The organism is Burkholderia sp. BCC1985, from assembly GCF_905339915.1.
Classification (GTDB): Bacteria; Pseudomonadota; Gammaproteobacteria; order Burkholderiales; family Burkholderiaceae; genus Burkholderia.
The window spans coordinates 88,673-115,270 of sequence record NZ_CAJPGY010000004.1 but is presented as its reverse complement, the minus strand read 5'-3'; the positions used below and the strand labels follow the sequence as shown (position 1 = coordinate 115,270).

The 26,598-nt window shown below is 67.7% G+C and carries 23 protein-coding genes and 3 pseudogenes; 8 read left to right on the top strand and 18 right to left on the bottom strand.

From position 1 onward, the window contains the following. The first annotated feature begins 137 nt into the window (after positions 1-137). Positions 138-692 carry a GNAT family N-acetyltransferase gene (locus U4Z31_RS05330; protein ID WP_321809659.1) on the top strand — a complete coding sequence of 185 codons (555 nt, stop codon included), beginning with the start codon at positions 138-140 and terminating at the stop codon, positions 690-692. Between the two features lie 93 nt (positions 693-785). On the opposite strand, the gene U4Z31_RS05325 is transcribed toward U4Z31_RS05330, so the two are convergent. The 3 genes from U4Z31_RS05325 to U4Z31_RS05315 all read right to left on the bottom strand — a co-directional run bounded on the left by U4Z31_RS05325 (position 786) and on the right by U4Z31_RS05315 (position 2,775). Next, complete coding sequence (locus U4Z31_RS05325) at positions 786-1,271, bottom strand: DUF1641 domain-containing protein (RefSeq protein ID WP_321809658.1); 486 nt, start codon at positions 1,269-1,271, stop codon at positions 786-788. Between the two features lie 113 nt (positions 1,272-1,384). Further along, a complete protein-coding gene (locus tag U4Z31_RS05320; protein ID WP_044843441.1) occupies positions 1,385-1,867 on the bottom strand; it encodes a BON domain-containing protein in 483 nt (160 codons plus the stop codon). Between the two features lie 512 nt (positions 1,868-2,379). After that, positions 2,380-2,775, bottom strand: coding sequence for a DUF305 domain-containing protein (locus U4Z31_RS05315; protein WP_044843440.1), 396 nt, complete (start codon positions 2,773-2,775; stop codon positions 2,380-2,382). Between the two features lie 188 nt (positions 2,776-2,963). On the opposite strand from U4Z31_RS05315, the gene U4Z31_RS05310 reads away from it, so the two are divergent. Further along, positions 2,964-4,790 carry a thiamine pyrophosphate-requiring protein gene (locus U4Z31_RS05310; RefSeq protein ID WP_321809657.1) on the top strand — a complete coding sequence of 609 codons (1,827 nt, stop codon included), beginning with the start codon at positions 2,964-2,966 and terminating at the stop codon, positions 4,788-4,790. 74 nt (positions 4,791-4,864) lie between these two features. Here the strand turns inward: U4Z31_RS05310 and U4Z31_RS05305 are convergent, their stop codons facing one another. Together U4Z31_RS05305 and U4Z31_RS05300 are read right to left on the bottom strand one after the other, a co-directional pair. After that, positions 4,865-6,640: a glycoside hydrolase family 15 protein gene (locus U4Z31_RS05305; RefSeq protein ID WP_321809656.1), complete on the bottom strand. Its 1,776-nt coding sequence runs from the start codon at positions 6,638-6,640 to the stop codon at positions 4,865-4,867. Positions 6,641-6,645: 5 nt separating this feature from the next. After that, on the bottom strand, positions 6,646-6,855 hold the full coding sequence (locus tag U4Z31_RS05300; protein ID WP_321809655.1) for an SDR family NAD(P)-dependent oxidoreductase: 210 nt from the start codon (positions 6,853-6,855) through the stop codon (positions 6,646-6,648). Positions 6,856-7,159: 304 nt separating this feature from the next. Here U4Z31_RS05300 and coxB point away from each other — a divergent pair, with 304 nt between their 5' ends. From coxB to U4Z31_RS05280, 4 genes are read left to right on the top strand one after another with little or no spacing between them, the layout of a single operon-like run. Continuing rightward, entirely contained in the window at positions 7,160-8,206 is a 1,047-nt protein-coding gene (gene coxB / locus U4Z31_RS05295; protein WP_321809745.1) for a cytochrome c oxidase subunit II, read from the top strand. Positions 8,207-8,219: 13 nt separating this feature from the next. Further along, complete coding sequence (gene ctaD, locus U4Z31_RS05290) at positions 8,220-10,859, top strand: cytochrome c oxidase subunit I (protein WP_321809654.1); 2,640 nt, start codon at positions 8,220-8,222, stop codon at positions 10,857-10,859. Continuing rightward, positions 10,856-11,257 (top strand): cytochrome C oxidase subunit I, encoded by a 402-nt coding sequence (locus U4Z31_RS05285; protein ID WP_321797346.1) that lies wholly within the window; start codon positions 10,856-10,858, stop codon positions 11,255-11,257. Before ctaD ends, U4Z31_RS05285 begins: the two co-directional genes overlap by 4 nt. Continuing rightward, positions 11,248-12,861: a cytochrome c gene (locus U4Z31_RS05280; protein WP_321809653.1), complete on the top strand. Its 1,614-nt coding sequence runs from the start codon at positions 11,248-11,250 to the stop codon at positions 12,859-12,861. Before U4Z31_RS05285 ends, U4Z31_RS05280 begins: the two co-directional genes overlap by 10 nt. Before the next feature lie 66 nt (positions 12,862-12,927). On the opposite strand, the gene U4Z31_RS05275 is transcribed toward U4Z31_RS05280, so the two are convergent. From U4Z31_RS05275 to U4Z31_RS05235, 9 genes are all read right to left on the bottom strand, one after another. Then, positions 12,928-14,274: an MFS transporter gene (locus U4Z31_RS05275; RefSeq protein WP_321809652.1), complete on the bottom strand. Its 1,347-nt coding sequence runs from the start codon at positions 14,272-14,274 to the stop codon at positions 12,928-12,930. Between the two features lie 80 nt (positions 14,275-14,354). Then, positions 14,355-14,753, bottom strand: a complete 399-nt coding sequence (locus tag U4Z31_RS05270; protein WP_321809651.1) for a RidA family protein — start codon at positions 14,751-14,753, stop codon at positions 14,355-14,357. Between the two features lie 112 nt (positions 14,754-14,865). Beyond that, positions 14,866-15,642: a benzoate diol dehydrogenase BenD gene (gene benD / locus U4Z31_RS05265; RefSeq protein WP_124521064.1), complete on the bottom strand. Its 777-nt coding sequence runs from the start codon at positions 15,640-15,642 to the stop codon at positions 14,866-14,868. Then, positions 15,639-16,661: a benzoate 1,2-dioxygenase electron transfer component BenC gene (benC, locus tag U4Z31_RS05260; protein ID WP_321809650.1), complete on the bottom strand. Its 1,023-nt coding sequence runs from the start codon at positions 16,659-16,661 to the stop codon at positions 15,639-15,641. The genes benD and benC overlap by 4 nt, the downstream gene beginning before the upstream one ends. A 39-nt stretch (positions 16,662-16,700) precedes the next feature. Continuing rightward, a complete protein-coding gene (gene benB / locus U4Z31_RS05255; RefSeq protein WP_044843430.1) occupies positions 16,701-17,189 on the bottom strand; it encodes a benzoate 1,2-dioxygenase small subunit in 489 nt (162 codons plus the stop codon). Beyond that, on the bottom strand, positions 17,186-18,544 hold the full coding sequence (locus U4Z31_RS05250) for a Rieske 2Fe-2S domain-containing protein (protein ID WP_321809649.1): 1,359 nt from the start codon (positions 18,542-18,544) through the stop codon (positions 17,186-17,188). The genes benB and U4Z31_RS05250 overlap by 4 nt, the downstream gene beginning before the upstream one ends. 116 nt (positions 18,545-18,660) lie before the next feature. Then, positions 18,661-19,605: a catechol 1,2-dioxygenase gene (catA, locus tag U4Z31_RS05245; protein WP_321809648.1), complete on the bottom strand. Its 945-nt coding sequence runs from the start codon at positions 19,603-19,605 to the stop codon at positions 18,661-18,663. 74 nt (positions 19,606-19,679) lie between these two features. Beyond that, entirely contained in the window at positions 19,680-19,970 is a 291-nt protein-coding gene (gene catC, locus U4Z31_RS05240) for a muconolactone Delta-isomerase (protein ID WP_044843427.1), read from the bottom strand. Positions 19,971-20,015: 45 nt separating this feature from the next. Further along, the gene (locus U4Z31_RS05235; RefSeq protein WP_321809647.1) at positions 20,016-21,152 is read right to left on the bottom strand and encodes a muconate/chloromuconate family cycloisomerase; all 1,137 of its coding nucleotides are present in this window, start codon (positions 21,150-21,152) and stop codon (positions 20,016-20,018) included. Positions 21,153-22,275: 1,123 nt separating this feature from the next. On the opposite strand from U4Z31_RS05235, the gene U4Z31_RS05230 reads away from it, so the two are divergent. Next, positions 22,276-22,533, top strand: coding sequence for a hypothetical protein (locus U4Z31_RS05230; protein ID WP_082088430.1), 258 nt, complete (start codon positions 22,276-22,278; stop codon positions 22,531-22,533). Positions 22,534-22,641: 108 nt separating this feature from the next. On the opposite strand, the pseudogene U4Z31_RS05225 reads toward U4Z31_RS05230, so the two are convergent. Next, a pseudogene (locus U4Z31_RS05225) lies at positions 22,642-23,301 on the bottom strand (transposase); the annotation flags it as partial. Between U4Z31_RS05225 and U4Z31_RS05220 the strand changes: the two are divergent. Next, positions 23,296-23,604: pseudogene (locus U4Z31_RS05220) on the top strand (integrase core domain-containing protein); the annotation flags it as partial. The pseudogenes U4Z31_RS05225 and U4Z31_RS05220 overlap by 6 nt on opposite strands. Positions 23,605-23,684: 80 nt before the next feature. Here U4Z31_RS05220 and U4Z31_RS05215 read toward each other — a convergent pair. The 3 genes and pseudogenes from U4Z31_RS05215 to U4Z31_RS05205 form a co-directional block, all read right to left on the bottom strand. After that, on the bottom strand, positions 23,685-23,972 hold the full coding sequence (locus tag U4Z31_RS05215; RefSeq protein ID WP_080957741.1) for a PAAR domain-containing protein: 288 nt from the start codon (positions 23,970-23,972) through the stop codon (positions 23,685-23,687). Positions 23,973-23,987: 15 nt separating this feature from the next. Continuing rightward, positions 23,988-24,947: a T6SS immunity protein Tli4 family protein gene (locus U4Z31_RS05210; protein WP_321809646.1), complete on the bottom strand. Its 960-nt coding sequence runs from the start codon at positions 24,945-24,947 to the stop codon at positions 23,988-23,990. A gap of 177 nt (positions 24,948-25,124) precedes the next feature. Further along, positions 25,125-26,577 (bottom strand): annotated as a pseudogene (locus U4Z31_RS05205) (ShlB/FhaC/HecB family hemolysin secretion/activation protein); the annotation flags it as partial. Between the last annotated feature and the right edge of the window lie 21 nt (positions 26,578-26,598).

Sequence of the window (26,598 nt, the reverse complement as noted above, 5' to 3'; positions counted from 1 at the left end):
GCTATCCCGGCGATGCGATTCGCATGCCCCGCTGCCGGCGGGGATTTGCGGCCGCGCCGCGGTTTCCGCGGTATCGTACGGGACCCAAGCGCGGCGCACCGTGCCGCCTTCGCCGTCCTTTCCTCATGGAACGCCCGATGACCTCCCGCGCCCTGCCGCCCGTCACGTCCCCGCCGGTTCTCGACACGCCCCGCCTGATCCTCGAAGGCCATCTGCTCGGCGACTTCGACGCGCTCGCCACGATGTGGACCGAGCCGACCGTCGTCGAGCACATCTTCAACGGCAAGCCGTCGGCGCCGCGCGACTCGTGGATGCGGCTGCTCGCGTATCGCGGGCTGTGGCCGCTGCTCGGCTACGGCTACTGGGCGATCCGCGAGAAGGCAACGGGCCGCTATGTCGGCGATCTCGGCTTCGCCGACTTCCACCGCGCGGTCGAGCCGCCGATTCGCGGCGTGCCGGAAGCCGGCTGGGCGCTCGCGAGCTGGGCGCACGGCAAGGGCTATGCGACCGAGGCGCTGGCGCATGCGCTCGGCTGGCTCGATGCGCAGAACCGGTTCGAACGCAGCGTGTGCCTGATCGCACCGACCAACGTCGCGTCGATCCGCGTCGCGCAGAAGGCCGGGTATGCCGATCCGGTGCGGATCCGCTTCAACGACGCCGATTCGCTGCTGTTTTCGCGCGCGTGCCGCTAGGCACGATGCCGCTGTCGCCGCCGCCGACGGCACGCGCAACGATCGCGAGCCAGCACAACCCTTGCATGCCGCGGGTCGGTGCGCCCGCCGCCGTCACGTGTCCGCCGGCTTGTCGCTGAGCGCGGACGACGCCGGATTCCCCGGCTCGCGCGCGAGGCCTTGCGCGAACACCTTCAACCCTTCGAGCAGCGGCGTCAGCGCATCCCACAGCGCTTCGTCGTGCAACAGCCGGTACGCGCCGCGCACGCCGGGCGCGACGTGCTCGTGCTCGGCCGGCTGCCACGCGCCGATGTGATGCAGCGCGTCGGCTGCCGCGAACACGGCCTTGCCGAACTGCTCCGGCGGAATCCGCGACAGCGCCGTCACGAGTGCCGCGAGGTTCTGCATGCCGCTTTGCATGCCGGGCTTGTCGAACGCGCCGACGAACGTCTCGGCCATCTGCGCATTCGCGCTGACGACCTCGTTCGCGAAGCGCAGGAAGCCATGGCGGTGGAGGCTGCCGAGCAGGCTTTCGAGCGCGTGGTGCGCGTCGGGCTCCGGTGCCGGGGGCGTCGTGGCGGGATAGGGACGATCGGTCATCAGCGGTTCTCCGGATGAGGCGCGGCGTGACGGACGTTGCGGCCGCCACGCGTGCGCCGGATTCGTGTCGTGCTTCGTTCACCGCGCCCGCCGGCGCGCAGCCGATGTCGCCGTCAGTGCGTCGGGCCGCCGGGCGGCGCCTTGTATTCGCTGCGTGCGCCCATCGCGTCCTCGACGGTCTGCACGCCGCGCAGCGCGGCCACGCCGTCGACGACGGCATGCCGTTCCGCTTCTTCCACCTGCCCGCTCAGGCGCACGTGCCCGTGCTCGACGGTCACGTCGACGTCGCGCGGACGCCCGACCAGATGGCCCAGCGCGGCACGCACGCGTTCGGTGACCAGTGCGTCGTCCGCGTCGCCGGCGAGCCAGTCGGCGCGCAGCCCCGCGATCGCGCCGCGCGCATGGTCGGCCGCGCGCTTCGCCTGCGTATTCGCGTAGTCGACCACGCCGTGGCGGCCGGCGGCAGCCTTGTCGCGCACGTACGCGCGCCGCCGCCGGCCCGACGCCGGATCGAGGAAATACATCGCCGCCGCGCCGCACGCGACGGCCACCGCGAGATTCAACAACGGGTTGTTCGAGCGTGTTCTGGAAGTCATGGGAGCACCGTGGTCGATACCCGGGACAGCCGGGCTTCGCCGACACGTGCAGCATGAGCCGTTCCTCGCCGCAACGCCGCCGCTGCGGCGGCGTTGCGCGCACGCCGGTGCGGCATCCGGGCCGCGTGGCTTACTCTGCGACGGGGCGATCGAAATGACAAGCGCTTGAAAATTCCGCGACCGGCGAGCACCGTCGGCCATGGGCGGTGCCGGGCGCGAAAACCGCGGCATGCGTCGGTGACGCACGTCGAATGGCGCGGTACACGAGCCGGCCGCGGCCTGCGAGCCGGTTCATGCGTGAGCGTCGGGCGACGTGCGTTGCCGCCGCGCGTGCGTATCCGTGTCGCGGGCGGGCATGCGACTGACCGTTAGTTGCAATTGCAGGATCACCCACCGGGGTCCTGGCCGCGGGCATGCGGCATCCGTCGTCGGTCATGCCCCCGCCCCCTGCTCGGATGCGGCCCGCCGCGACACGACCGACCGCGCCCGCTCAACCGCGTGATGGCCGGCGCTCACGGCGTCGCGCCGTGCATCTTCTGCCAGCGCTCCATCAACGCGATCTCGTCGCGCTGCGCGGCGACGATGCGGCTCGCGAGCTGCCGCAGCGTCGGGTCCTTGCCGTACTTCAGCTCGACCCGTGCCATGTCGATCGCACCCTGGTGATGCGGCGCCATCTGCGACACGAAATCGCGATCGGCGTCGCCGGAATAACGCGCGCCCTCCATCGCATCCATCATCCTGCGGTCGGCGCGCTTGTACGCCTGGGTCGAGGTGTCGGGAACGGTCACGGTGTCGGGCGGGCGCAATTGGCCCCCGGCCGGCGATACGGCTGCCGCGGCGGCGACCAGCAGTGCGCAGGCGGCGCAGTGCCGGGCCGCACGCACCGGGCGGCGGGTGAATGCATCCATGTCACGGCTCCTCGGGAATTGAACGGTCGGTTGCCTGCTCTTCGCGTGCAACGCCTGCCTGCAACGCCCGTACCCGACGCAGCCGGCACGCCCGCACGGCACGCGCATTGCGCGACGCCCGGCAACGCCGCGCACGGCGATCGCCTGCACGCGGCGCATCGGCTCATCCCGAACCAAGGAGAAACGGCATGGCGACAGTGGCGGATTTCATCGTCGAGCGACTGTATGACTGGGGCGTGCGCCGCATCTACGGCTACCCGGGCGACGGCATCAACGGCTTCTTCGGCGCGCTCAGCCGGGCCGAGGACAAGATCGCGTTCGTGCAGGCGCGCCACGAGGAGATGGCCGCCTTCATGGCGTCCGCGCATGCAAAATTTACAGGCGAGCTCGGCGTGTGCGTCGCGACCTCGGGCCCCGGCGCCACGCACCTCGTGACCGGCCTGTACGACGCGCGGCTCGACCACATGCCGGTGCTCGCGATCGTCGGCCAGCAGGCGCGCGCGGCGCTCGGCGGCCACTACCAGCAGGAAGTCGACCTGCCGGCGCTGTTCAAGGACGTTGCGGGCGCATTCGTCCAGCTTGCCGTCGTGCCGGGCCAGGTGCGCCACCTGGTCGACCGCGCGGTGCGCATCGCGCTCGGTGCGCGCACGGTCACCGCGCTGGTGCTGCCGAACGACCTCCAGTCGCTCGACTACGCGCCGCCGAAGCGCGCGCACGGCACCGTGCATTCGGGGATCGGCTACACGCCGCCGAAGGTGGTGCCCTATCCCGACGACCTGCAGCGCGCGGCCGACGTGCTCAATGCCGGCAAGCGCGTCGCGATGCTGGTCGGCGCGGGCGCGCTGCGTGCGACCGACGAGGTGATCGCGGTGGCCGACCGCCTCGGCGCGGGCGCGGCGAAGGCGCTGCTCGGCAAGGCGGCGCTGCCCGACGACCTGCCGTGGGTGACCGGCTCGATCGGGCTGCTCGGCACCCGGCCGAGCTACGAGCTGATGAGCGAATGCGACACGCTGCTCGTCGTGGGCTCCGGTTTCCCTTATTCGGAATTCCTGCCGAAGGAAGGCGAGGCGCGCGGCGTGCAGATCGACCTGAAGGCCGACATGCTGAGCCTGCGCTACCCGATGGAGGTCAACCTCGTCGGCGACAGCGCCGAGACGTTGCGCGCGCTGCTGCCCCTGCTGAAGGAACGGGACGACACCGGCTGGCGCGACCGGATCGTGAAATGGAATACGGACTGGCGCGACACGCTCGCGGCACGCGCGACCGCGAAGGCGAGCCCCGGTCGCGGCGTGAATCCGCAGCGCGCGTTCACCGAACTGTCGCCACGGCTGCCCGGCGACGTGATCCTGACGAGCGATTCGGGCTCCTGCGCAAACTGGTATGCGCGCGACCTGATGATGCGGCGCGGGATGATGGGCTCGCTGTCCGGCGGGCTTGCGTCGATGGGCGCCGCCGTGCCGTATGCGATCGCCGCCAAGTTCGCGCACCCGGCGCGCCCCGTGATCGCGATGGTCGGCGACGGCGCGATGCAGATGAACAACATGGCCGAGCTGATCACCGTCGCGAAGTACTGGCGGCAATGGCCCGATCCGCGCTGGATCTGCATGGTGCTGAACAACGAGGACCTGAACCAGGTCACGTGGGAGCAGCGCGTGATGGAAGGCGACCCGAAGTTCGACGCATCGCAGCAGATTCCGGATGTGCCGTACTACCGCTTCGCGACGCTGCTCGGGTTGAAGGGCATCTACGTCGACGACCCGGAGCAGCTCGGCGCCGCGTGGGACGAGGCGCTCGCGTGCGACCGTCCGGTCGTGCTCGAGGTCAAGAGCGATCCGGAAGTGCCGCCGCTGCCGCCGCACGTGACGCTGCAGCAGGCGAAGCACTTCGCGCAAACGCTGGTGAAGGGCGACGCGCGCGAGGCGAACGTGATCGTCGAGACCGCTCGGCAGGTTCTGTCGGCCGTGCTGCCGGGCAACGGCGAACACGGTGGCAAGGGCGGGACAAGCCGGTCGTAGCGCATCACGGGCGACACGGCGCGGTGCGCGTGTCGTGCCGCCCCGTCGCGTGCGGCGCGGCGCAGCGCGGTGGGTCAGCCGATGTCGACTTCGTCGCCGCCGTCCTGCAGCGCGAGCGCCGCGTTGACCAGGCCGACCTGCGCGAGCGCGAACGGGAAATTCCCGCACATGCGCCGCGCCTTCACGTCGTACTCCTCGGCCAGCAGACCGACGTCGTTGCGCAGGCGCAGCAGCCGCTCGAACAGCGCGTGCGCGTCGGCGTCGCGTCCCTGCATCCGGTACACCTGCACCAGCCAGAAACCGGCCGCGACGAACGCCCCCTCGTTGCCCTCGCAACCATCGTCGAAGCGTGGCGGGCGATAACGGAACGGCAGGCCGTCCTCGACCAGCTCGCGCTCGATCGCGGCGACCGTCGCCGCGACGCGCGGGTCGGACGCGTCGAGCATCCCCGTCAGCGGAATCAGCAGCAGGCTCACGTCGAGCCCGTCACCGTCGTAGCGGTCGACGAAGCGACCGAGTTTCGCGTGGTAGCCGTGCGCGAGGACGTCCGCATGCACGGTATCGGCCCAGCGTCGCCACGCGTCGAGCGGCGCGTGATGATCGAACGCGTGCGCGGAACGGCACGCGCTTTCGACGGCCGCCCATACCATCACCTTCGACGACGTGAACGGGTGCCGGCCGCTGCGCACTTCCCAGATCCCCTCGTCCGGCTCGCGCCAGATCGTCGCGAGATGCTCGAGCAGCCGCCGCTCGAGCATCCATGCGTCGTCGTCGGGCGGCAGCCCGTGCCGGCGCGCCTGGTAAAGCGCGGCCAGCACTTCGCCGTACACGTCGAGCTGCAGTTGTTCGGCCGCCGCGTTGCCGAAGCGCACCGGCCGCGCGCCTTCGTAACCGGCCAGGTGCGCGGCTTCCCATTCGTCCGCCCGCCGGCCGCCGTCGGCCGCGTACAGCACCTGCAATTGCGCCGGATGATCGGCGATCGCGCGCACCAGCCAGTCGCGCCAGCGCGCCGCCTCGTCGCGGTAGCCGCAGCGCACCAGCGCGCGCAGCGTGAAGCTCGCGTCGCGCAGCCAGCAGTACCGGTAGTCCCAGTTGCGCATGCCGCCGAAGGATTCGGGCAGCGAGCTCGTCGGCGCCGCGACGATGCCGCCGGTGCGCACGCTCGACAGCAGCTTCACCGTGATCAGCGCGCGCTCGATCGCGTCGCGATACGGGCCTTGCGCCGTATTGCACGTCGACCAGGCGCGCCACGACGCGAGCGTGTCGCGCAGCGACGCGTACGCATCCGGCAAGGACGGCGGCCGGTCATATGAACGCGCGTAGCTGATGCAGAAATCCGCGCGCTCGCCCGCGGCGATCCGCTGCGTGCCGACGAGCCGGTCGTCCCGCACGTCGAGGTGCGCGTCGGTATCGAGCCACATCGCGTCGCCGCCCGTCATCATCCGCCAGCGCCGGCCGAGCCGCCGGCACCACGGCAGCGCGTGGCCATAGTCGAAGCGCACGCCGAGATCGACGTCGAGTTCGACCGTGCCGCGCTCGCCGCGCACGCTGCGGATCAGGCACGGGTCGGGCGCCGCCCAGTTCATCCAGTCGATCACGACGACGCAGCCGGACGACGTCTCGAACGTCGTTTCGAGCACCGCGCTGCCGGGCAGGTAGCGGCGTGTCGCGCGGGCTCCCGGCTCGCGCGGCCCGATGCGGAAGCGGCCGTTGTCCGGCGTGCCGACGAGTGCTGCAAAGCATGGCGGCGAGTCGAAGTCCGGCCAGCACAGCCAGTCGATGCTGCCGTCGAGCGCGACGAGTGCGGCACTGCGGCCGTCGCCGATCAGCGCGTAGTCCTCGATTAGCATCGCGCTCACCGGTTCAGCTTGCGCGCGGCGGCGTCGCCGACGTCGACGGCGATCGGCGGCGCCTCGACGCCATACGCGTGCACTTCGCACGCGATGTCGTGCAGCGCGCGCGGATCGCGGGCGGGCACCGCAACGTTGGCACCGCGTCGCACGAACGCATGAGTGGCGGCCCGGCCGCCCCCGGCACTCGCACTCGTGATCGCGACGGTCCTCACGGTCGATTCCTCCTGTTTATTCGCGGTGGCCGGCACGCCGCCGAGACATTCCCGGGGTTGCCGGCCATAACACGATCGGCGTAGCAAACTGCGTGCCGGATATCGCACGGGCCGCGGCACCCTGCCCCCGAACGATGGACCGTCGCCCGATTTACAAGCCGGCTGTAACGCGCTGCACGTTGCGTGCACAACGCCGGGCGCCTCGCCTACGCGCCGGACGCGCACGGAACTTGCTCCGCCGCGAACGGTTTGTCGTCACGCCGCCGGATCCGGCAAGGAGTCGCCGTTGCTCGTCCCGCCGTTCATGAATGCGTGCCGTATTGCCGATACCGCCGGTATTGCCGGCATCGCCGCGGCCGCGTGCATCGTCGCGCCGCGGGCAGCGCGTGCGGCCGACGCTTCTGCGTCACCCGCCGGCCCGCTGCCGCTCGCGTACGTCGCGCATGCTGCCGGCCCCGCTGCAGATCCGGTGCTCGTGCTCGGCTGGGCCTTGCTCGCGCTGTGCACGTTCGTCTGCGCGGCGATCGCGGTGCTGCTGTTGATCGCGATGTTTCGCCGCCGCGCTCAGGCGGGCGGCGGTCACGGCAGCGGGCTCGCGATCGTGACGGTCGGCTCCGCGATCTCGATCGCGCTGCTGTTCGGCGCGCTGGTCTACATGCTGCGCGTGCTCGGCGCGGTCGCAGCGCCGCCGCGTCCGCCCACGCTCACGATCGTCGTGACCGCGCACGACTGGTGGTGGGCCGTCCGCTATCCGGACGACGCGGGCGGCGCCGCGTTCGTCACCGCGAACGAGATCCACATCCCGGTCGGCGAACCCGTCGCGGTCGAACTGAAGAGTGCGGACGTGATCCATGCGTTCTGGGTCCCGCAACTGGCCGGCAAGACGCAGACGATCCCGGGCCAGACGAATCACCAGTGGCTGCAGGCCGACCGGCCGGGGGTCTATCGCGGACAGTGCTCGCAATACTGCGGCGCGCAGCACGCGCACATGGCGTTCGAGGTCGTGGCCGAACCGCCCGATGCGTTTCGCGCGTGGCTCGCCGCGCAGCGGCAGCCGGCGCCTGCCCCGGCGGCCGGCACCGAGCAGCGCGGCCAGCGCCTGTTCGCCGCGCGCTGCGCGGGCTGCCATGCCGTACGTGGCACCGACGCGGCCGGCGACGCGGGCCCCGACCTGTCGCATCTCGGGTCGCGCCGGCTGCTCGCGGCCGGCACGCTGGACAACACGCCCGACAACCTGCGGCGCTGGCTCGCGCAGGCGCAGCAGATCAAGCCGGAGACGCTGATGCCGTCGTTCGCGCTCGCGCCGCGCGACGCCGACGATCTCGCCGCGTATCTCGCGACGCTGCACTGAACGGAGGATGACGATGGCCGTTGCCCGCGACCCGCCCGCCCCGCTCAGCCGCGTGCCGGACCTCGGCGAAGCGCCGCCCGGATCCGCGCACGAGCGCGAACTGGCCGGCCTGTGGGAATCGGAACCCGGCTGGCGCGGCTGGCTCGGCACGGTCGACCACAAGCGCATCGGGCTGCGCTACATCGTCACCGCGTTCGCATTCCTGTTGCTCGGCGGCGTCGAGGCGCTCGTGATGCGCATCCAGCTCGCGCGGCCGGATGCGACGGTGCTCACGCCTGCGCAATACGACGCGCTGTTCACGATGCACGGCGTCACGATGATCTTCCTGTACGCGCTGCCGGTGCTGTCCGGCTTCGCGAACTATCTGTGGCCGCTGATGCTCGGCTCGCGCGACATGGCGTTCCCGCGCCTGAACGCATTCTCGTACTGGGCGTTCCTGTTCGCCGGGCTGTTCCTGTATGCGAGCTTCCCGCTCGGCGCGGTGCCGGACGGCGGCTGGTTCAATTACGTGCCGCTCACGTCGCTCGACTACAGCGCCGGCGCGAACATCGACATCTATGCGCTCGGCATGATCCTGCTCGGCATCTCGACGACCGGCGGCGCCGCGAACTTCGTCGTCACGCTGCTGCGGATGCGCGCGCACGGGATGTCGATCGACCGGCTGCCGATCATCGTGTGGGGCACGCTCACCGCATCGGTCGCGAACCTCGTCGCGGTGCCGTCCGTGAGCCTCGCGTTCCTGCTGCTGTGGCTCGACCGCAATGCCGGCACGCACTTCTTCGATGTCGCGAACGGCGGGCGGCCGCTGTTGTGGCAGCACCTGTTCTGGATGTTCGCGCACCCGTGGGTGTACGTGGTCGTGCTGCCCGCGATGGGGATCGTGTCGGACGCGCTGCCGACCTTCTGCCGCCGGCCGCTCGTCGCCTACGAGGCCGTCGCGGTATCGACGGTGGCGACGATGCTGATCGGCTTCGAGGTGTGGGTCCACCACATGTTCGCGACCGGCATCGCGCCGCTCGCGCTCGCGTTCTTCGGCGCGGCGAGCATGCTGATCTCGATCCCGAGCGCGGTCGCGGTGTTCGCATGGCTCGCGACGATCTGGACAGGCCGCCCGGTGTTCCGCACACCGTTCCTGTATTTCGCGGGCTTCGTGCTGATGTTCGTGATCGGCGGCGTGTCCGGCGTGATGACGGCCGCGGTGCCGCTCGACTGGCAGCTGACCGACACGTATTTCGTCGTCGCACACCTGCATTACGTGCTGCTCGGCATCAACGTGTTCCCGGTGCTCGGCGGGCTCACGTACTGGTTCCCGAAATTCACCGGGCGGATGATGAACGAGCGCTTCGGATGCCTGACGTTCTGGGTCGTGCTGGTCGGCTTCAACCTCGGCTTCTTCCCGATGCACGTCTCCGGGCTGCTCGGGATGCCGCGCCGCATCTATACCTATCCGTCCGGAATGGGCTGGGACACGTCGAACCTGCTGACGACGATCGGCTCGTTCGTGTTCGGCATCGGGATCGTGATGTTCGTCGTCAACGCGCTGGTCAGCGCGCGGCGCGGCGCGCGCGCCGGCGGCAATCCGTGGGGCGCGGCCGGGCTCGAATGGTCGGTCGCGTCGCCCGCGCCCGTGTACAACTTCGCGGTGCTGCCGCTCGTGGCGTCGCGGCACCCGCTGTGGGAAACGCGCGACGACGCGAAGCGCACCAGCGTGCAGGTCGGCTACCGGCTCGCCGACGGGCGCGAGGCGCTCGCCGTCACGCCGCTCGCGGCGACGCCGAGCGCGATCCTGAAGATGCCCGAAGACAGCAGCGTGCCGTTCGTGCTCGCGCTGCTCGCGACCGCCGCGTGCGCCGCACTGCTGGCGCGCTCGCCGACGCTCGTGTGCGCGGCCGTCGCCGGCTGCGCGATCGGGACCGCCGTGTGGCGGTGGCCGCGCCGCACGCTCGGGCAGCGCGCGCGCCTGCCGGCCCGCGATACCACGCAGGCACCGTCGGCAGCGGCCGGGCTGGATCCGGCGCAGCCGCCGTCGGCCGCGGTGCCGCCCGGCGCGCCGGCCGCGTGCGTCGAGCCGTTGCCGGTCGGCAGTTACGGCGAACGCGCGGGCGGCTGGTGGGGCGTCATCACGCTGATCGTGACCGAGGCCGGACTGTTCGGCTACCTGCTGTTCTGCTATTTCTACCTGCAGTCGCAAGCGGCCGCGCCGTGGCCGCCCGAAGGGATGCCGAAGCTCGGGCTCGCGGCCGGCAACACGGTCGTGCTGCTGTCGAGCAGCGGGTTCGTGTGGCTCGCCGAGCGCGCGGTGCGAGCCGGCAGGCAAACCCGCGCGGTGGCCGCGCTCGCCGTCGCGCTGGCGCTCGGCGCCGCGTTCGCGCTCGTGCAACTGCACGAGTGGCGCGACCATCCGTACGGCCCGACCGCGCATCTGTACGGCAGCCTGTACTTCACGATCACCGGCTTCCACCTCGCACACGTGGTGGCCGGCCTCGTGATCCTCGCGCTGCTCGCCGGGTGGACCGCCGCAGGCTTCTTCGGCCGCGAGCGACGCGTCGCGCTGACGGTCGGCGGGCTCTACTGGCACTTCGTCGACATCGTGTGGCTGTTCATCTTCACCGCGCTGTACGTGTCGCCGTACTGGCTCAGGAGCCCGGGATGAACGGCGCGCGACGCTCGTGGACGCCCTTGCTCGCGATCGCGGCCGGCCTGGTGGGCGCGCCCGCGCTGTGGTTCGCGCAGATGCTCGCGTCCGAAACGCTCGCGTCGACCGCGTGCTATCCGCTCGGCGTCGCGCAGGCGGTGCCGCGCTGGGCGCACGTCGGCGTTTGGCTCGCGCTGATCGCCGCGTGCGCGTTCGCGCTGGCGGCCGTCTTCGCCACGTGGCTCGTGCGCACCTGGCAACGCCGGCATGACGCCGATGTGCAGGCCGCGACGCGCGACGACAGCACGCGATTCCTCGCGCGCTGCGGGATGCTCGCCGCGCTCGGGTTCGTGATCGGTCTCGTGTTCACGGGGATCGTCACCGCTTTCCTGGGGCCGTGCAGTCCATGGCGCTGATCTCGTTCGCTGCGCTCGCTTCGATCGTTTCGATCGTTTCGCTCTCGGCGCGTCTCGTTCCGCGGCGCCGCGCCGGCGTTGCGCTCGCCGCGTGCGCCGCGCTCGCCGCATGCGACATGCAGCGCGACGACCACGCGATGTCCGCCGGCGATACGGCCGACGCCGCGTCGGCGGCCGAAGCAGCCGAGCCCGCGTCGGGCTGGCGGTTCGTGAAGATTCGCGCGGCAGCCGATGCCGGGGCATCGATGTCGGCGCGGGTGGAAAGCGACCGGCGGCTGTCGCGGTCGCGCGATGCGACGGCGTCGGATTCGGCATCGTCGGGGGCGTCCGCCACGCCGCGCAATGCGCCATCCGCGGCGGACGCCGCCCGTCGCCCGGTCGTAGCCGCCGCCGCCGCGAGCGCCGATGCCGCCACCATCGCGCGCGGCCGCTATCTCGCGTTCGCCGGCGACTGCGCGGCCTGCCACGACGCGGCCGACCACACACCGTACGCGGGCGGCCAGCCGGTGAATTCCCCGTTCGGACCGATCTATGCGCCGAACATCACGCCGGACACGGCGCACGGCATCGGCGACTACACGCTGCGGCAGTTCGACGACGCGTTGCGGCGCGGCGTGCGCGCGGACGGCAGCCGGCTCTATCCGGCGATGCCGTACCCGTCGTTCGCGCGCATGACCGACGATGACGTGCGCGCGCTGTATGCGTATTTCATGCGCGGCGTCGCGCCGTCCGCGAACGCTGCGAAGCGCACGCAACTGCCGTTTCCGTTCAACCAGCGCTGGGCGCTCGCGCTATGGAGCCTCGCGTTCGCGAACCGCGACCGCTACGCGCCGCAGCCGTCGCAATCGCCGGAATGGAATCGCGGCGCGTATCTCGTGCAGGGGCTCGGCCACTGCGGCGCATGCCATACGCCGCGCGGCCCAGCCTACAACGAGCGCGGCTACGACGAACGCAGTCCCGCGTTCCTGACGGGCGGCATCAACGATCACTGGTTCGCGCCGAACCTGACCGGCGCGGATGCGGACGGCCTCGGGCGCTGGACCACCGACGACCTCGCGGCGTTCCTGCGCAGCGGCCACGCGGTGCGCGGTGCCGTGTTCGGCGCGATGGCACCGGTCGTCGCCGAGAGCACCGCGCGGCTGACGGATGCGGACCGCCACGCGATCGCCGTGTACCTGAAGTCGTTGCCCGCGCAACCGACCGCCGCGACGAATCCGCTCGGCGTCGGCGTCCCGCGGCTGACGGCCGCCGGGCCGCGGCCGGAAGGCGGCCAGCAGGCGCCGGGAGCCGGCGTATATGCAGGATTCTGTGCGCGTTGCCACGGCGCCGACGGCGCGGGCGTGCCCGAGCGCGGGCCGCCGCTCGCCGGCAATTCCGCCGTGCTCGCGGCCGATCCGACCAGCGCGATCCGGATCGTCGTCGAAGGCGCACGGCCGGCGCCCGGCACGCACGGGCCCGTGCAGCGGATGCCGGCGATGCGCGGTGTGCTGACCAGCAGCGAGATCGCCGCAGTGGTCAGCTATGTGCGCGGCGCGTGGGGCAATCGCGCCGCACCGGTGTCGGAGCAGGATGTGAGACGGTTGCGGGCGGCGATTCACCGCTGAACCCCCGTCGCGATCGACATGTATGACTAATCGAACCGTACGAACCGGACCGGCCGGTTCACGCGCTCAGTGCGGCATCGCCGGCGCCGCTTCGACGTCGGACCGGCCCGGGCGCAGGCAGAGCGTGGCAAGCGCGGCGCCCGCGAGCGGCACGGCCAGCGCGAGGAAGAATCCGGACGGCCCGCCCCACGCCAGGAACGTGCCGCCGACGGCCGAGCCGGCGATCGCGCCCGCGCGGCCCATCCCGATCGCCCAGCCGGTCGCGGTCGCGCGCAGCGCGGTCGGATACGCGCCGACGATCAGGTAGTTCAGCGCGATCTGCTGCCCGCCGATGCCGAACCCGGCCGCGCCGACGAGCGCGAACACCAGCGCCCAGTTCGTGCCGGCGTAGCCGAGGGCGAGCGCGATCGCGATGCCGGACGCGAACATCGCGCCGAGCAGGTTGCGCGTATTCACGCGCGGCAGCACGATCGACAGCGGGATCGCGCAGACGATGAACACCGCATTGACGATCACGGTGCCGACCGGCGCCTGCTGCGCGGTCAGGCCGGCCGCCTTCAGCACCGTCGGCAGCCACGACAGCAGCATGAACCATGCGATCCAGTTCAGCAGGTAGATCGCCCAGATGCCGAGCGTGTTGCCCGCGTGGCCGTCGCGGAACAGCGCGGCGACGCTCGCTTTCGTCGTCGCCTCTTCGGGCACGGACAGGCGCGCGTCGGACGGCAGCGCCTGTGCGACGATCTTCGACAGCGTCGCCCGCACCCGCTGCTGCGCGCGTGCGTCGTCACGCGACGCCAGATAAAACAGCGACTCCGGCAGCAGCAGCGTGACGAGGCCGAGCACCGCGAGCGGCGCCGCGCCGCCCACGACGAAGATCCTCGGCCAGCCGATCACCGGCAGCATGCGCGCGGCGAGCAGCCCGCCGAGCATCGCGCCGGCGGGCAGGCCGAGCAGCACGCCCGTCATCACCGCGCCGCGCAGCCGGGCCGGACAGTATTCGGCCGCGAGCGCGAGCAGCACCGGCGTGCAGCCGCCCATCCCGAGCCCCGCGACGAAGCGCAGCGCGAGGATGTGGCGCGGGTCACCGGCCCACGCCGTGGCGAGCGTCGCGCTGCCGAACAGAGCAAGGCCGATCATGATCGCCGGCCGGCGGCCGATGCGGTCGCCGACGAGGCCGAGCGTCATCGCGCCGATCGTCATGCCGACGATCCCGGCGGTCAGGATCGGGGCGAGCGCGCCCGCCGGCAGCTGGAACGACGCGAGGATCGCCGGGCCGGTAAACGCGATCGCCTGCGTGTCGAAGCCGTCGAGCAGCGCGATCAGCACGCACAGCGCGAGTACGCGAATCTGCAACGCGCCGAGCGGCGCGTCGTCGATCAGCGCGGGAATCGAGCGAACGGAAGCAGCAGTCATGAAAGCGTCTCCAGGATCGACCCGTCGTTGCGGGGCGATCCGTTTATCGTTTTTGAATTACGGCGTGAAGGGGTCGCGTATCAGTTCGCCTGCACCGCGACGGCCTTGATCTCGACGATGTAACCGGGCGAGCCGCCGAGCATGTGCGCGCCGACCGCGGTCCACGCGGGCCGCGGATGCGCATGCAGATAGCGGTCGCGTACCTCCATGAACAGCGGCAGGTCGCGCATGTCGGTGTGGAAGGTCGTCAGGTCGACCACGTCGTCGAGCGATGCGCCGGCCGCCTCGAGCACCCGCTTCAGGTTCTCGAACGCCTGCACGATTTGCGCCTCGCGGCCTTCGACGAGCTGCATCGCGGCATCGCGGCCGATCTGGCCGGATACATAGACGGTATCTCCGACCTTGACCGCCGGCGCGTAGCCGATTTTTTCGTACACGGCTTCCATTCCGGCGGGGATGATCGCTTCGCGTTTGGGCATGAGTGTCTCCGGGGCCGGCGTGTCGGCGCCGGCCGGTTGTTGGATGGTTGCTGGATGGTCGTTCGCGCGCATGCCGGACTGCGGCGCGCACGTGTCGGAAGAAGCGCGCCGCTCAACCCGTATCGCCACCCGCGACCGGCAGCACCGTGCCGGTGATGTAGCTCGCCTCGTCCGACGCGAGGAACAGGATCGGCGCGATCTGCTCGTCGAGGCTGCCGTAGCGTTTGAAGAACGTCGAATCGGTCACCTGCCGCACCGCTTCGGCCATCCACGCCTGCTCCTGCGCGTTGTCGCCGGCCGCATTGCGCGGCACGCGGCGCGGCGGCGCCGTGGTGCCGCCCGGCGCGGTCGCGACCACGCGGACGTTGTGCTCCGCGTATTCCATCGCGAGCGCCGCTGTCAGCGCATTGACGCCGCCTTTCGCCGCCGAATACGGCACGCGGCGAATCCCACGCGTCGCGTTCGACGATACGTTGACGATCGTGCCGCCGCCCGCGGCCAGCAAGTGCGGCAGCACCGCGTGGCAGCTGTAGAGCGTCGGCATCAGCGAGCGGCGGATCTCCGCGTCGATCTGCTCGGGCTCGAACTCGGCGAACGGCCGCATCCGGATCGCGCCGCCGACGCCGTTGATCAGCACGTCGATCCGGCCGAACGTCGCGACCGCGCACGCCATCGCCGCGCGCGCGCCGTCGTAGGTCTCGAGATCGGCGATGAAGCCGGCCGTGTTGCCGCCAGGTGCTTCGGCGGCCACCTCGGCCACGAAGTCCGCGCGGTCGACGAACAGCACCTGGCCGCCCTCGGCCGCCGCGCGCAGCGCGACGCCGCGGCCGATGCCCTGCGCCGCGCCGGTGACGACGACGACCTTTCCGGAGAATCGTTGCATGGTCATGCCGCCTTTGCCGTCACGTTCGGGGTGAACTTCTCGTAGTGGAAGCTGTTGGGCTTCACGCCTTGATCGTCGAAGTACTGGCGCACCGCGTCGACCATCGGCGGCGGGCCGCACAGATAGACGTCCACGTCGCCGTCGTTCAGCGCATCGGCCGGAATGTGCTGCGTGACCCAGCCCTTGCGTTCGTGGCTCGACGCCGCATCGGCGACGACCGTCGCAAAGCTGAAGTTCGGCAGCTTCGCCGCATACGCTTCGATCGCGTCGACCAGCACGAGGTCGAGATCGCGCGTCACGCCGTAGATCAGGTGCACCTTCTGCTGCGAACCGCTGCGCGCGAGCACCTCGAGCATCGACAGGAACGGCGCGAGACCCGTGCCGCCCGCGAGGAACAGCAGCGGCCGAGCGACGTCGCGCAGGTAGAAGCTGCCGAGCGGCCCGTTCAGTTCGAGCGTGTCGCCCGGTTTGGCCGATTCGAGCCACGTGCTCATCACGCCGCCCGGAATCTTCTTGATCAGGAATCCGACCTTCGTGTCGCCCGGCGCGGACGAGAACGAGTACGAGCGGTGCTGGCCGCTGCCCGGCACGCCGATGTTCACGTACTGGCCCGGCAGGAACACCGGTGCGGCCGCGTCGACGTCGAGTTCGAGCACAATCGCCGCGTCGTTGTGCTGGTCGACCTTCGTCACGGTCGCGGCGAACGCGCTGTGGCCGGTCTTGCACGCGACCGACGAGCTCGGCACCGCGATCACGCAGTCGCTCTCCGGCACCATCTGGCACGTCAGCACGAGGCCGCCGTCCTTCTCGTCCTCGGTGAGCGCGTCGTCGATGTAGTCGTCGCCGAGGTCGTAGCTGCCGCTTTCGGCGCGGCACTTGCAGGTGCCGCACACGCCGTCGGAGCAGTCCATCGGAAGGTTGATCTTCGCGCGGAACGCGGCGTCGAGCACCTTCTCGCCGGCCTTGCAGTCGATGAAGCGGGTGACCCCGTCCTCGAAGTTCAGTGCAATCTTGTAGGTGGACATGACCTCGTCTCCCTGTGTTACTGGTCGAAACAATCGGCGTCAGACGTGGTACACGTCGAGCACCTGCCGGATGTAGTCGTTCTTCAGCACGATCTTCTTGTTCGAGATCAGCAGCGCGTCGCCCACCTGGCGCAACGTGACGAACATCGTGCCGAAGAAATGATCGGTCACGCGGTAGCGGTGGTTCAGCGTGTGGAAGTTGTAGCGCACGTCCACCTCGCCGTCGCGCTCGGCCAGCACCTCGACGTTCGTCACGTTGTGGCTGGTGCGCGGCTCGGGCGTCGACGCGCCGCTGCGCTCGGTCTTGATCCGGAACACGCGATCCTCGAGGCCGCCGCGATCCGCGTAGTACATCAGCGAGATCTGGCTGTGCGGATCGTCGGTCGGCCGGTCGTCGTCGTCCCACGCGGGCATCCAGTACGTGACGTCTTCCGTGTAGCAGGTGAGCCACGCGTCCCACTCGCGGTCGTCGAGCAGGCGCGCTTCGCGATACAGCGCCGCGCAGATGGTCCGGTAATCGATGTTCATGCTTCCACCTCCCCGCGTTCCTGCTTCAGTGCATCGCGCATCACGTGCACCCAGTGTTCGTGCTGGCACACGAACAGCCCTTCGTCCTCGCTGCGCTCGCCCGACATGCGCGGGTTCAGCCCCATCCGTTTCGCGTTCTCGTCCGGCCCGTGGATCCACAGCGGCGCGCCGCGCGACAGGTCGTTCCACATCGCCGTGATGCCCGCGTAGCCGGCCTGGCACGCGCGGAACTCCTCGAGGTCGTCGGCCGTGCCCATGCCGCTCACGTTGAAGAAGTCCTCGTACTGGCGGATCCGCGTCTCGCGGTCGGCGTCGCTCTCGCCCTTCGGCGCGAAGCAGAAGATGCTGACTTCGGTCTTGTCGACGCCGAGTGGGCGCACCACGCGGATCTGCGTGCTGAACTGGTCCATCAGGAACACGTTCGGGTACACGCACAGGTTGCGCGTCTGGTTCACGATGAAATCGGCCTGCACTTCGCCCACGCGCGCCTTGATCTCGTCGCGGTGCTGGTACACGGGCCGCACTTCGGGGTTCATCGTCTTCGTCCACAGCAGGATGTGGCCGTTGTCGAATCCGTATACGCCCGCGACCGACTTGCTCCAGCTGTTCGCGTCGACGGCCTTGGTGCCGTCCTCCTTGCGGCGGCCCATCGTCGCCGCGTAGTTCCAGTGCACGGTGCTCACGTGATAGCCGTCGCAGCCGTTCTCCATCTGCATCTTCCAGTTGCCTTCGTAGATGTAGGAGGAGTTGCCGCGCAGCACTTCGAGACCGTTCGGCGCCTGGTCGACGATCTGGTCGATGATCACGCGCGCCTCGCCGAGGTAGTCCTCGAGCGGCAGCACGTCGTCGCTGAGGCTGCCGAACAGGAAGCCGCGATAGTTCTGGAAGCGCGCGACCTTCTTCAGGTCGTGCGAGCCGTGCGTGTTGAACTGCACCGGATACTCGGTCGTCTTCTCGTCCTTCACCTTCAGCAGCTTGCCGGTGTTCGAGAAGGTCCAGCCGTGGAACGGGCACGTGAAGCTGCCCTTGTTGCCGTGCTTGCGGCGGCACAGCATCGCGCCCTTGTGCGCGCATGCATTGATCACCGCGTGCAGCTCGCCGGTCTTGTCGCGCGTGATGACGACCGGCTGGCGGCCGATCCACGTCGTGTAGTAATCGTTGTTGTTCGGGATCTGGCTTTCGTGCGCGAGGTACACCCAGTTGCGCTCGAAGATGTGCTTCATCTCGAGCTCGTACAGCGCCTCGTTCGTGAAGATGTCACGGCGGCAGCGGAAGATGCCGGCCTCCTTGTCGTCCTGCACGGCGGTGGCGAGCAGGTGGTCCAGTTCGGTGGTGGGGTCGATCGTGGCGGACATGTTGGTTCCTCCTGTGCGCGTGCCGGGTCCTGCAAGCACGCTCGCATCGGTATCGATTGAATCTCGCGGGAGCCCGGCCGGCAGCGGCGCCTGCGCGCCGCCGGGCCGTCGGGCGGTTATGCCGTGGCGGAAGCGCGCAGGCGTTCGACGATCTGGTTGTCCTTGCCCTCGACGCGCGGCGTCAGGACGAAGTTGAACTCGATGTCCTGGTACGCGTCGGCCTTCAACCCGAGCGCGGCGCCGCCGGTCTTGCCGGTGACGGGCGGGATCAGCTCCTCGCGGGTCGCATACGCGAAGTCGTCCCAGATCAGCGGGTCGCCGTCGATGTTGAACTGGGTCGTCAGCTTGCGGTGGCCGTCGCTCGTCACGAAGAAGTGCACGTGCGCCGGGCGGTTGCCGTGGCGGCCGAGGCGGTCGAGCAGCTGCTGCGTCGCGCCCTGCGGCGGGCAGCCGTAGCCGACCGGCATCAGCGTGCGGAACTCGTACTTGCCGTCCGCGCCCGTCTTCACCGCGCCGCGCAGGTTGAACTCGCTCTGCGCGCTGGTCGGGTCGAAGTGCGAATAGAAGCCGTGCGAGTTCGCGTGCCAGCACTCGACCAGCGCGCCGGCCACCGGCTTGCCGTCGAGATCCTTCACGGTGCCGTGGATCACGAGCGGGCCCGCGCCTGCGTCCGCATCAAGGTCGATCTTCGCGACGCCGTCGCGCACCGGCGCGCCGGCGACGTACAGCGGGCCTTCGATCGTGCGCGGCGTGCCGCCGTCGAGGCCGATCGCCTCGTCCTCGGCGTCCATCCGGATGTCGAGATACTTCTCGAGGCCGAGGCCGGCCGCGAGCAGCGCCGCTTCGCCGTCCTGGCCGAGCTTGTTCAGGTAGTTCACGCCGGCCCACACTTCGTCGGGCGTGATGTCGAGGTCGTCGATCGCCTTGAACAGGTCGCCGAGCAGCCGCAGCACGATCTGCTGCGTGCGCGCGTCGCCGCCGTTCGCGCCGTTCGCGCCCGCGTTCGACGCGGCCTTCAGCAGATCCTGCACTTCCTTGGTTTCGAAAACTTTGACGCTCATGATGGTGTCTCCACGTGTATTTGGGGAAAGGTGACCCGGGGTGCTCGCCGTTGCGGAAGCGGCGGCTCCGTGGCTCAAACGTCGCCGTCGTGTATCGACGACGGGTGGCGACACAACGGCGTCACCGAAATCTTCATGTACGGGAACAGCGGCAGGCCGGTCAGGATCTCGTGCAGCTCGGCGTTGCCCGACACGTCGAACACGCTGTAGTTCGCGTATTCGCCGGCGATGCGCCAGATGTGGCGCCACTTGCCGCTGCGTTGCAGCTCCTGCGAGTACGCCTTCTCGCGGGTCTTGATCTCGTCGGCCACCGCGGCCGGCAGGTCGGCCGGGAGGTTGACGTCCATGCGTACGTGGAAAAGCATCGTGATGTCCTGGTACGTGAGCGGGTTGTCGCGGGTATTAGCGAGTCAGCGGGCGACTTTCGTCAGCCCGTCGCGGGTGAAGCGCGCGACCTTCGCTTCGTCGAGTTCGATGCCGAGGCCCGGGCCGCTCGGCACGGTCAGCTCGAAATCGCTGTAGTCGAGCGGGGTCGCGAGAATCTCTTCGGTGATCAGTAGCGGTCCGAACAGTTCGGTGCCCCACTGCAGGTTCGCGAAGCTCGCGAACAGATGCGCGGACGCGACCGTGCTGAACGCGCCTTCGAGCATCGTGCCGCCGTACAGCTCGATGCCGGCCGCGTCCGCGATCGCCGCGACGCGTTGCGCCGCGAACAGGCCGCCGCTTTGCTCGATCTTGATCGCGAACACGTCCGCGCCGTGCTGCTTCGCGATCTCGAACGCGCTGTCCGGGCCCTGCAGGATTTCGTCGGCCATCAGCGCGACCGGGAAGCGGCGCATCAGCCGTGCGAGCGCCGCGGCCGACGCGACCGGCTGCTCGACCAGTTCGCAGCCGGCATCGGCCAGCGCCGGAATCGCGCGCGCGGCCTGCGTTTCGCTCCATGCCATGTTCACGTCGACGCGCACCGAGGCACGCTCGCCCACTGCCCGCTTGATCTCGGCCACGTGCCGGATGTCCGCGTCGAGCGCCTTCGCGCCGATCTTCAGCTTGAACACGTTGTGGCGGCGCAGGTCGAGCATCCGTTCGGCTTCGGCGATATCGGTCGCGGTGTTGCCCGATGCGAGCGTCCACGCGACCGGCAGGCGATCGCGCCGGCGGCCGCCGAGCAGTTCGCTGACCGGCACGCCGAGGCGCTTGCCGTGCGCGTCGAGCAGCGCGGTTTCGAGCGCGCTCTTCGCGAAATGATTGACCTTCGCGAGCTTGCCGAGGAACGCCATCAGCGTCTGGATGCGCGTCGCATCCTTGCCGATGATCGCCGGTGCGAGATACGCGTCGATCGCGAGCTTCATCGCCTCCGGGCTTTCCGGGCCGTAGGCCATCCCGGCGATCGTCGTGCCTTCGCCGAGGCCCGTCACGCCGTCGCTGCACGTCACCTTCACCAGCATCAGCGTCTGGCCGCGCATCGTGGCGACCGACAGCTTGTGCGGACGGATCGTCGGCAGGTCGACGAGGCGGGTTTCAATGCGTTCGATGGTGACTGGGGACATGGGGCACGCTGCGTGTGGGGAGTTCATGGGACGGATTTATACGCGGCGGGGAAATGGAGCGTCCAATACTTTTGGTCTCGCTTTTTGATACCTGGGAGGTATTGAAAATCGCTTGAAGATGCGGAATATTGCGGTGCGCCATACCTTTTTTGGCTAGGTGTACGGGCTGGGAGGCTTGCTGGAGCGCGGTCTTGCGTGTCCGGGGTGTTGCTTGGGCGGGGTGCGGTGCGGCTGCTTTCGGTGGGGGGAAATCGGCTGAAAACCGGTGGGCTGCCTGAGCCGATCAGGGTTTTCCTGAGGGGAAACACGCGAGGTTTGCCGTCCGGTATTCGGCTTCGGCGTCGGCTTCTGCGGACGAACGAAAAACATCGGTACGCGGATATCGACGCCCGATGCAGAGGCCCCTCATCCATCAGAAGCTGACAGTACACGCCGTAGCTGCTGCAGGAGGCGCGATGCCGCGGCATTCAGGTGTCGCGTTGCCTAAGGACGTCAGCATGAGCACGAGGGGTTGCGCGAACCGCGTGGCCCGGCTTGCTCAAGAATTTCCGGCAGGAAGCACTCGACGCTCACTAACTCTCTGTTTGCGGCGTGTGGCAAGCCGAAGGCAAGGTGCGACTCTGATCGCAAGCAAGCTCCTTGACGGGACCGAGCGGCCAAGAGCGCAACCGACGACAGCGCAAGTTTTCTCTGATATCGGCACACGCCCGCAATCGGCCAACCACGGTCAGTCGACGGGGGTCCCGAGATCGTCGACAATGAGGCAGCAGACGACGTGGAGATCCAGATATGAACAAGACTCGAGAGTTCTTGCTACCGTTCGGAATCGATCTCAGGGTTGAAGACGGAATCGCAAGTATCGACTCCGACTTGCCGGAAGCGCTCCCCAGCTTCAGCGATCCCATTGAAAACGGACGCATCGTAGGGTCGTTGAAGGCGTCGAACAATTGTTGCTTTCGCTAGCGCGTGTCGGTATCGATTTATCCAATCCGCATTTCGCACAGGCGTTCAACGATTGCGTAGCCAACCTTCAATCGGGCTGATGGGCGAATTTCCATGTACGGCCCGAAGCGGCCGTTGGACGGCACGTCCCACGTCGTCGACACTTTAAGGACCAGTCCTCATGACCGGAAATGTAAGTAGGGAATTTCGACTTCAAACGGCATCAGACGTCTTGCGCGACGGACTCGGACTCGAACTCTTGAACGACAATGGAGAGGTTGTTGCCGAAGTATTTCGCAGCGATGCCAAAAATTCGCTGGAGGTTTCCCTATTTGAGAAAAATTTACCTTTCGTCCAAATTGAGCGCCTATTGAAAGAAGCGCGCAGGCTTCTCGGAACATTCGAGGACGGAAGCTCGCTGCCATCGGCTTTGGCGTAGTCCTGTAGAGAAATCCCATTTATATGGCGTACGCACATACGTTAGAAGTCAACGTATGTGTCTCGGAACGACCGCCCCTCGTAGTGACCTGAGTAACCGTGTTGAATGTCAACCAGTGAGGGGTGGATTTTGAGCATTTAGGTGGTAACGGACGATGGCATTGAGGTGGGTGATGAGCTTGCGCATACAGGCGATCAAGGCCACCTTCTTAAATTTGCCAGCGGCCACCAAACGTTCGTAGAAAGCGCGAACGGCCGGGTTGAAACGAGTCGCGGTGAGGGTTGCCATGTATAGCGCGCGCCGCACCTCGAAGCGCCTGCCGGCGATGCGCCTACGGTCCCTGCTGGAGCCAGAATCCTTCGCATAGGGTGCCACGCCGACCAGAGCACAGATTTGGCGTCGATTGAGATGACCCAGTTCAGGCAATTCGGCAATCATGGTCGTCGCGGAGACGCGACCGATGTCAGGCACGTCTTGCAATAGCTCGGACATGACGGCGCGGTGCCGCTCAATGTGACTGAGCATCTTGGCGTCGACATCCTCAAGCTGACAAGCGATCGCCTCGAGCAGCCTCTGGATGCTCGGGTGCGTGACCGGGCGAGCCAGGCGCAGGCGCTGACGCTCGGAGAGTTGCATGGCCACGAGCTGGCGTCGCCGGGTGACTAGAGCCACCAAATCCTGCTGTGCGGGATCGCTCAACGGGCGCACGAAGCGCTCGCAGTCGGGACGTTGAGCCAGTACGGCAGCGAACTCGGCGAGGGCAACAGCGCCGAATTTACCGCTGCCAAGGTCATGCGTTGGCTGCGAGACGCTGCAATCGGTCCGGCCTTCATTGCGCCTGGCAGTCCATGGCAAAACGGATTCGTCGAAAGCTTCAACGGCGAACTGCGAGACGAATTGCTAAACGGCGAATGGCTCCGCAGCCGCGCCGAGGCCAAGGTGATCATCGAACGCTGGCGGCAGTTCTATAACGAGCGCCGGCCCCACAGCGCTCATCGCTACCAACCGCCGGCCACGGTCCGTCTAGCCTGGCTGGATTCCGATAATATCGACGCGAGACTCACTGCCTGAATGGCTACAAAATCCCGCCGCAGGTCATGAGTGGTGCGGTCGGGGAGTTGAGTGATCAGATTCATGTCTTTTGCGGTACGTTAAGTGTCGCTACACGACGTCGTCTGCGAGGCGACCAGACGTGGTGGCGGAGCACAAAGACAGATGCAAAGATCGTCGCTGAGCGCTGCCTGCCGGCCATCGGGACCGGTGGTGGAAATCCGCGGGCCATCGCACGCGATTTTCCCGACGGTTTTGCAGACTGGACAAAAGACGGGATCATGTTCGTAGGCTTGCTCGCGACCGTTTATCAGGTCTGCCCCATCCCCGCCCTGCACCACTCCGCCAACGGTTGTCAGATCGCCCTTCACAATGTCATAGCGCGGCATTCCTCCACGTCCTCCTTACTTCGGGGCACCACGATAGTGGAAGCTGTTCAGGACCGTATCCCACGCCTGGACGGCCTGTTCCTCGTTCACTGGTGACGTCGTCACGGAGGCGGGATTCACCGCGTCAGGTTCCGCGCCGAACAACAATTGAATGGCGGTGTGCGGTTTTGATGGATCTCCCTCTACCCCAGCCGCCAACAGATAGAACTGGTACTTCTGGACGCCATCTTCATGGATGTCGACGAGAATTTCCTCGGCTTGAATGCCGGCGACTTGACGCTTGCCCTTTCGCAATACCTTATAGTGCCCCGCGTACGGCTTCAGCTGAGCCTCAAATTCCGAAAGCCCGCTCAACAGCGACGCCTTCTGATCGGCAGCAACAGATTCGCGCAGCTTCACGATCAGATTAGACGGTCGCCCCGGAACAAGACCGGCCGCGACGGTGGCATCGAAAGCCGGAAGTTGCTTGCCGCCGATCAAGCCGCCGGTAAAGCAAAATGCACCATCGTTCGGCACGTCCCCTTCATCACGCGGACGAATATTTCGCAGGATCTCGGACGCATTCTGGACCGCGCTCTGGTCATAGCCATCGCCGAACTTGTTCTTCAAGGTGAATTGCGTGTCGTGCGACCACGCGTACCCTTCCACGTCGTATGAGAGCTCGGCGGGCGGGACGTCGTATCGCCCGAAAACAAAGAGACGCGAGTAGTCATTGGGCTGTACCGCCTGATGGAGCCACGGTGTCTTCGTCGGCGAGAAGGAATTATGCGGATCAACCCGCAGCTTGGTCTTCAGCTCGTGCTCGCGCGCCTCTACTCTCCGTACGAATTCCTGTTGACCTACGTTCTTCGCTACATCGATCGAGTACCCCATGTACTTATATTCTTGGTTGTACACCTCTGCATCATGGGGAAGATCGACAACGAAACGGCCAATACACCACGGGCGGGTGTCATGCATCACGGGGGTGGTCATAGGCAACTCCGACGGATTACTCTTCGAGCACGCGGCCATCCCTACCGAGAAGGCCACGAGCGCGACTGCGATTCGATTTGTGAACTGGTTTAATGTTGTCATACGGGAACGTCGATCGATTTTGCGACCTTGACCATACTATAGAGTGTGGCCCACTTCGCCCACGGATGCCCGAAGCAGCGTGTAGCGGCTAGCGATGGTCAAGTCATCGATGTAATACAGCGTATTACCCGTGTACTGGCCGTGAATGCTCGTCACATAGCGGAACGGCTGCTTGGCGATCGCAAACGGCACCGACAGATTCGCATCCACCACCGCCATCTGGTAGCGGTAGGTCGGGCCACCACCGGCCGCGAGTATGTCGTCCCGCGCGCCGAGGCCGCCGACACCCTGGCGATAAGCGAGCGTGCCGTCGAACTGCGCGCCATCGAAGTAGTGACGGTCGGTCAGGCCGAATTCGATGACGGTTGTGTTGCGGCGTTGTTGCGTGATTTCCGTGTCTTCGATGAAGCGTTCGCCGAAGCGACGCGACAGGCGGACATACCCACCGAACACATCGTTCTGACTGCGCAGCAGCACGCGCGCCAATTTGAAATCCAGCGTCTTCGAATTGCCGCTCGCGACGAACGTCTGGTTCACGCCGGCAATCTGTTGATAGTAGGTGTTCGTGTACGCCGCAACCGTGGCGGTCCAGTAGCCCCACGGAATCGAATAGAAGCCGTTCCAGCCGTGCGACCCGAGTCGCTTGTCGCCGAATTCGAGGTCTTGACTGACGCCGACGTTGAACACGTCGTTCAAGCCAAGCGGGTTGTCGATGCCGATCGACAGATTGCCCTGCAGTCTGCCTGTTGCGCGTGTGCCTGAATTGTCGATCGACGCGACGACGGTCCACGGCTTGCCGCGCTTCACGTCCAGCACCACATCGCTTTCGCCCGGCTGATCAGCGGGGACGATTTGCATCGACACGTCCTGACTGGTGACGCGCTTCATTTGCTCTAGACCTTGTTCGAGGTCGCGCAAGTTCAGCACTTCGCCGTCACCGGTTGGGAACGCGGTCTTCCACGTGCCGCGCAATTTCTCGTCGGCGAAACGAACGTGCCGAATCATGCCCGGAATCAATGCGACCTTCAGCGTACCGGTTGCCAAATCCTGTTCCGGCAGCATTACGCGCGTCGTGATGTAACCGCGCGCCAAGATTTCCCGAGACAACGCCTTGACGATCGTATCGACGCCTTGCTTACCGACACACTGGCCCGCGTAGTGGCCGAGCCATTCACGCGCGAAGGCGAAGCGATCCATCGGCAGCGCGGACGCTCCGGCTGACTTCGCGGCATCGGGCAGTGAATCCGGCACGTCGAGCGCGAAGCGGTCGATACGGAAACACGGCTGTTCGCTCGGCAACGGCGGATACGTCTCGGCGCGCGGTACATCCGACCGGACGGAAGGGGTTGCGCAACGCCGCGTCACGCTGCTGCGCGTCGCGTTGCTGCTGCGCTTGTCGATTCTGTTCCGCGTTCGCGCGGGCGGCGGCGGCCCGATCTTCGGGCGTCGGCGTTTGCTGTGCGTGGACCGCAACCGGTACGGCGAGTACAAGCGACAACGTCGCCAGTCGCGGAGGGATTCTATTCATACGCACACACTAAAATAAATA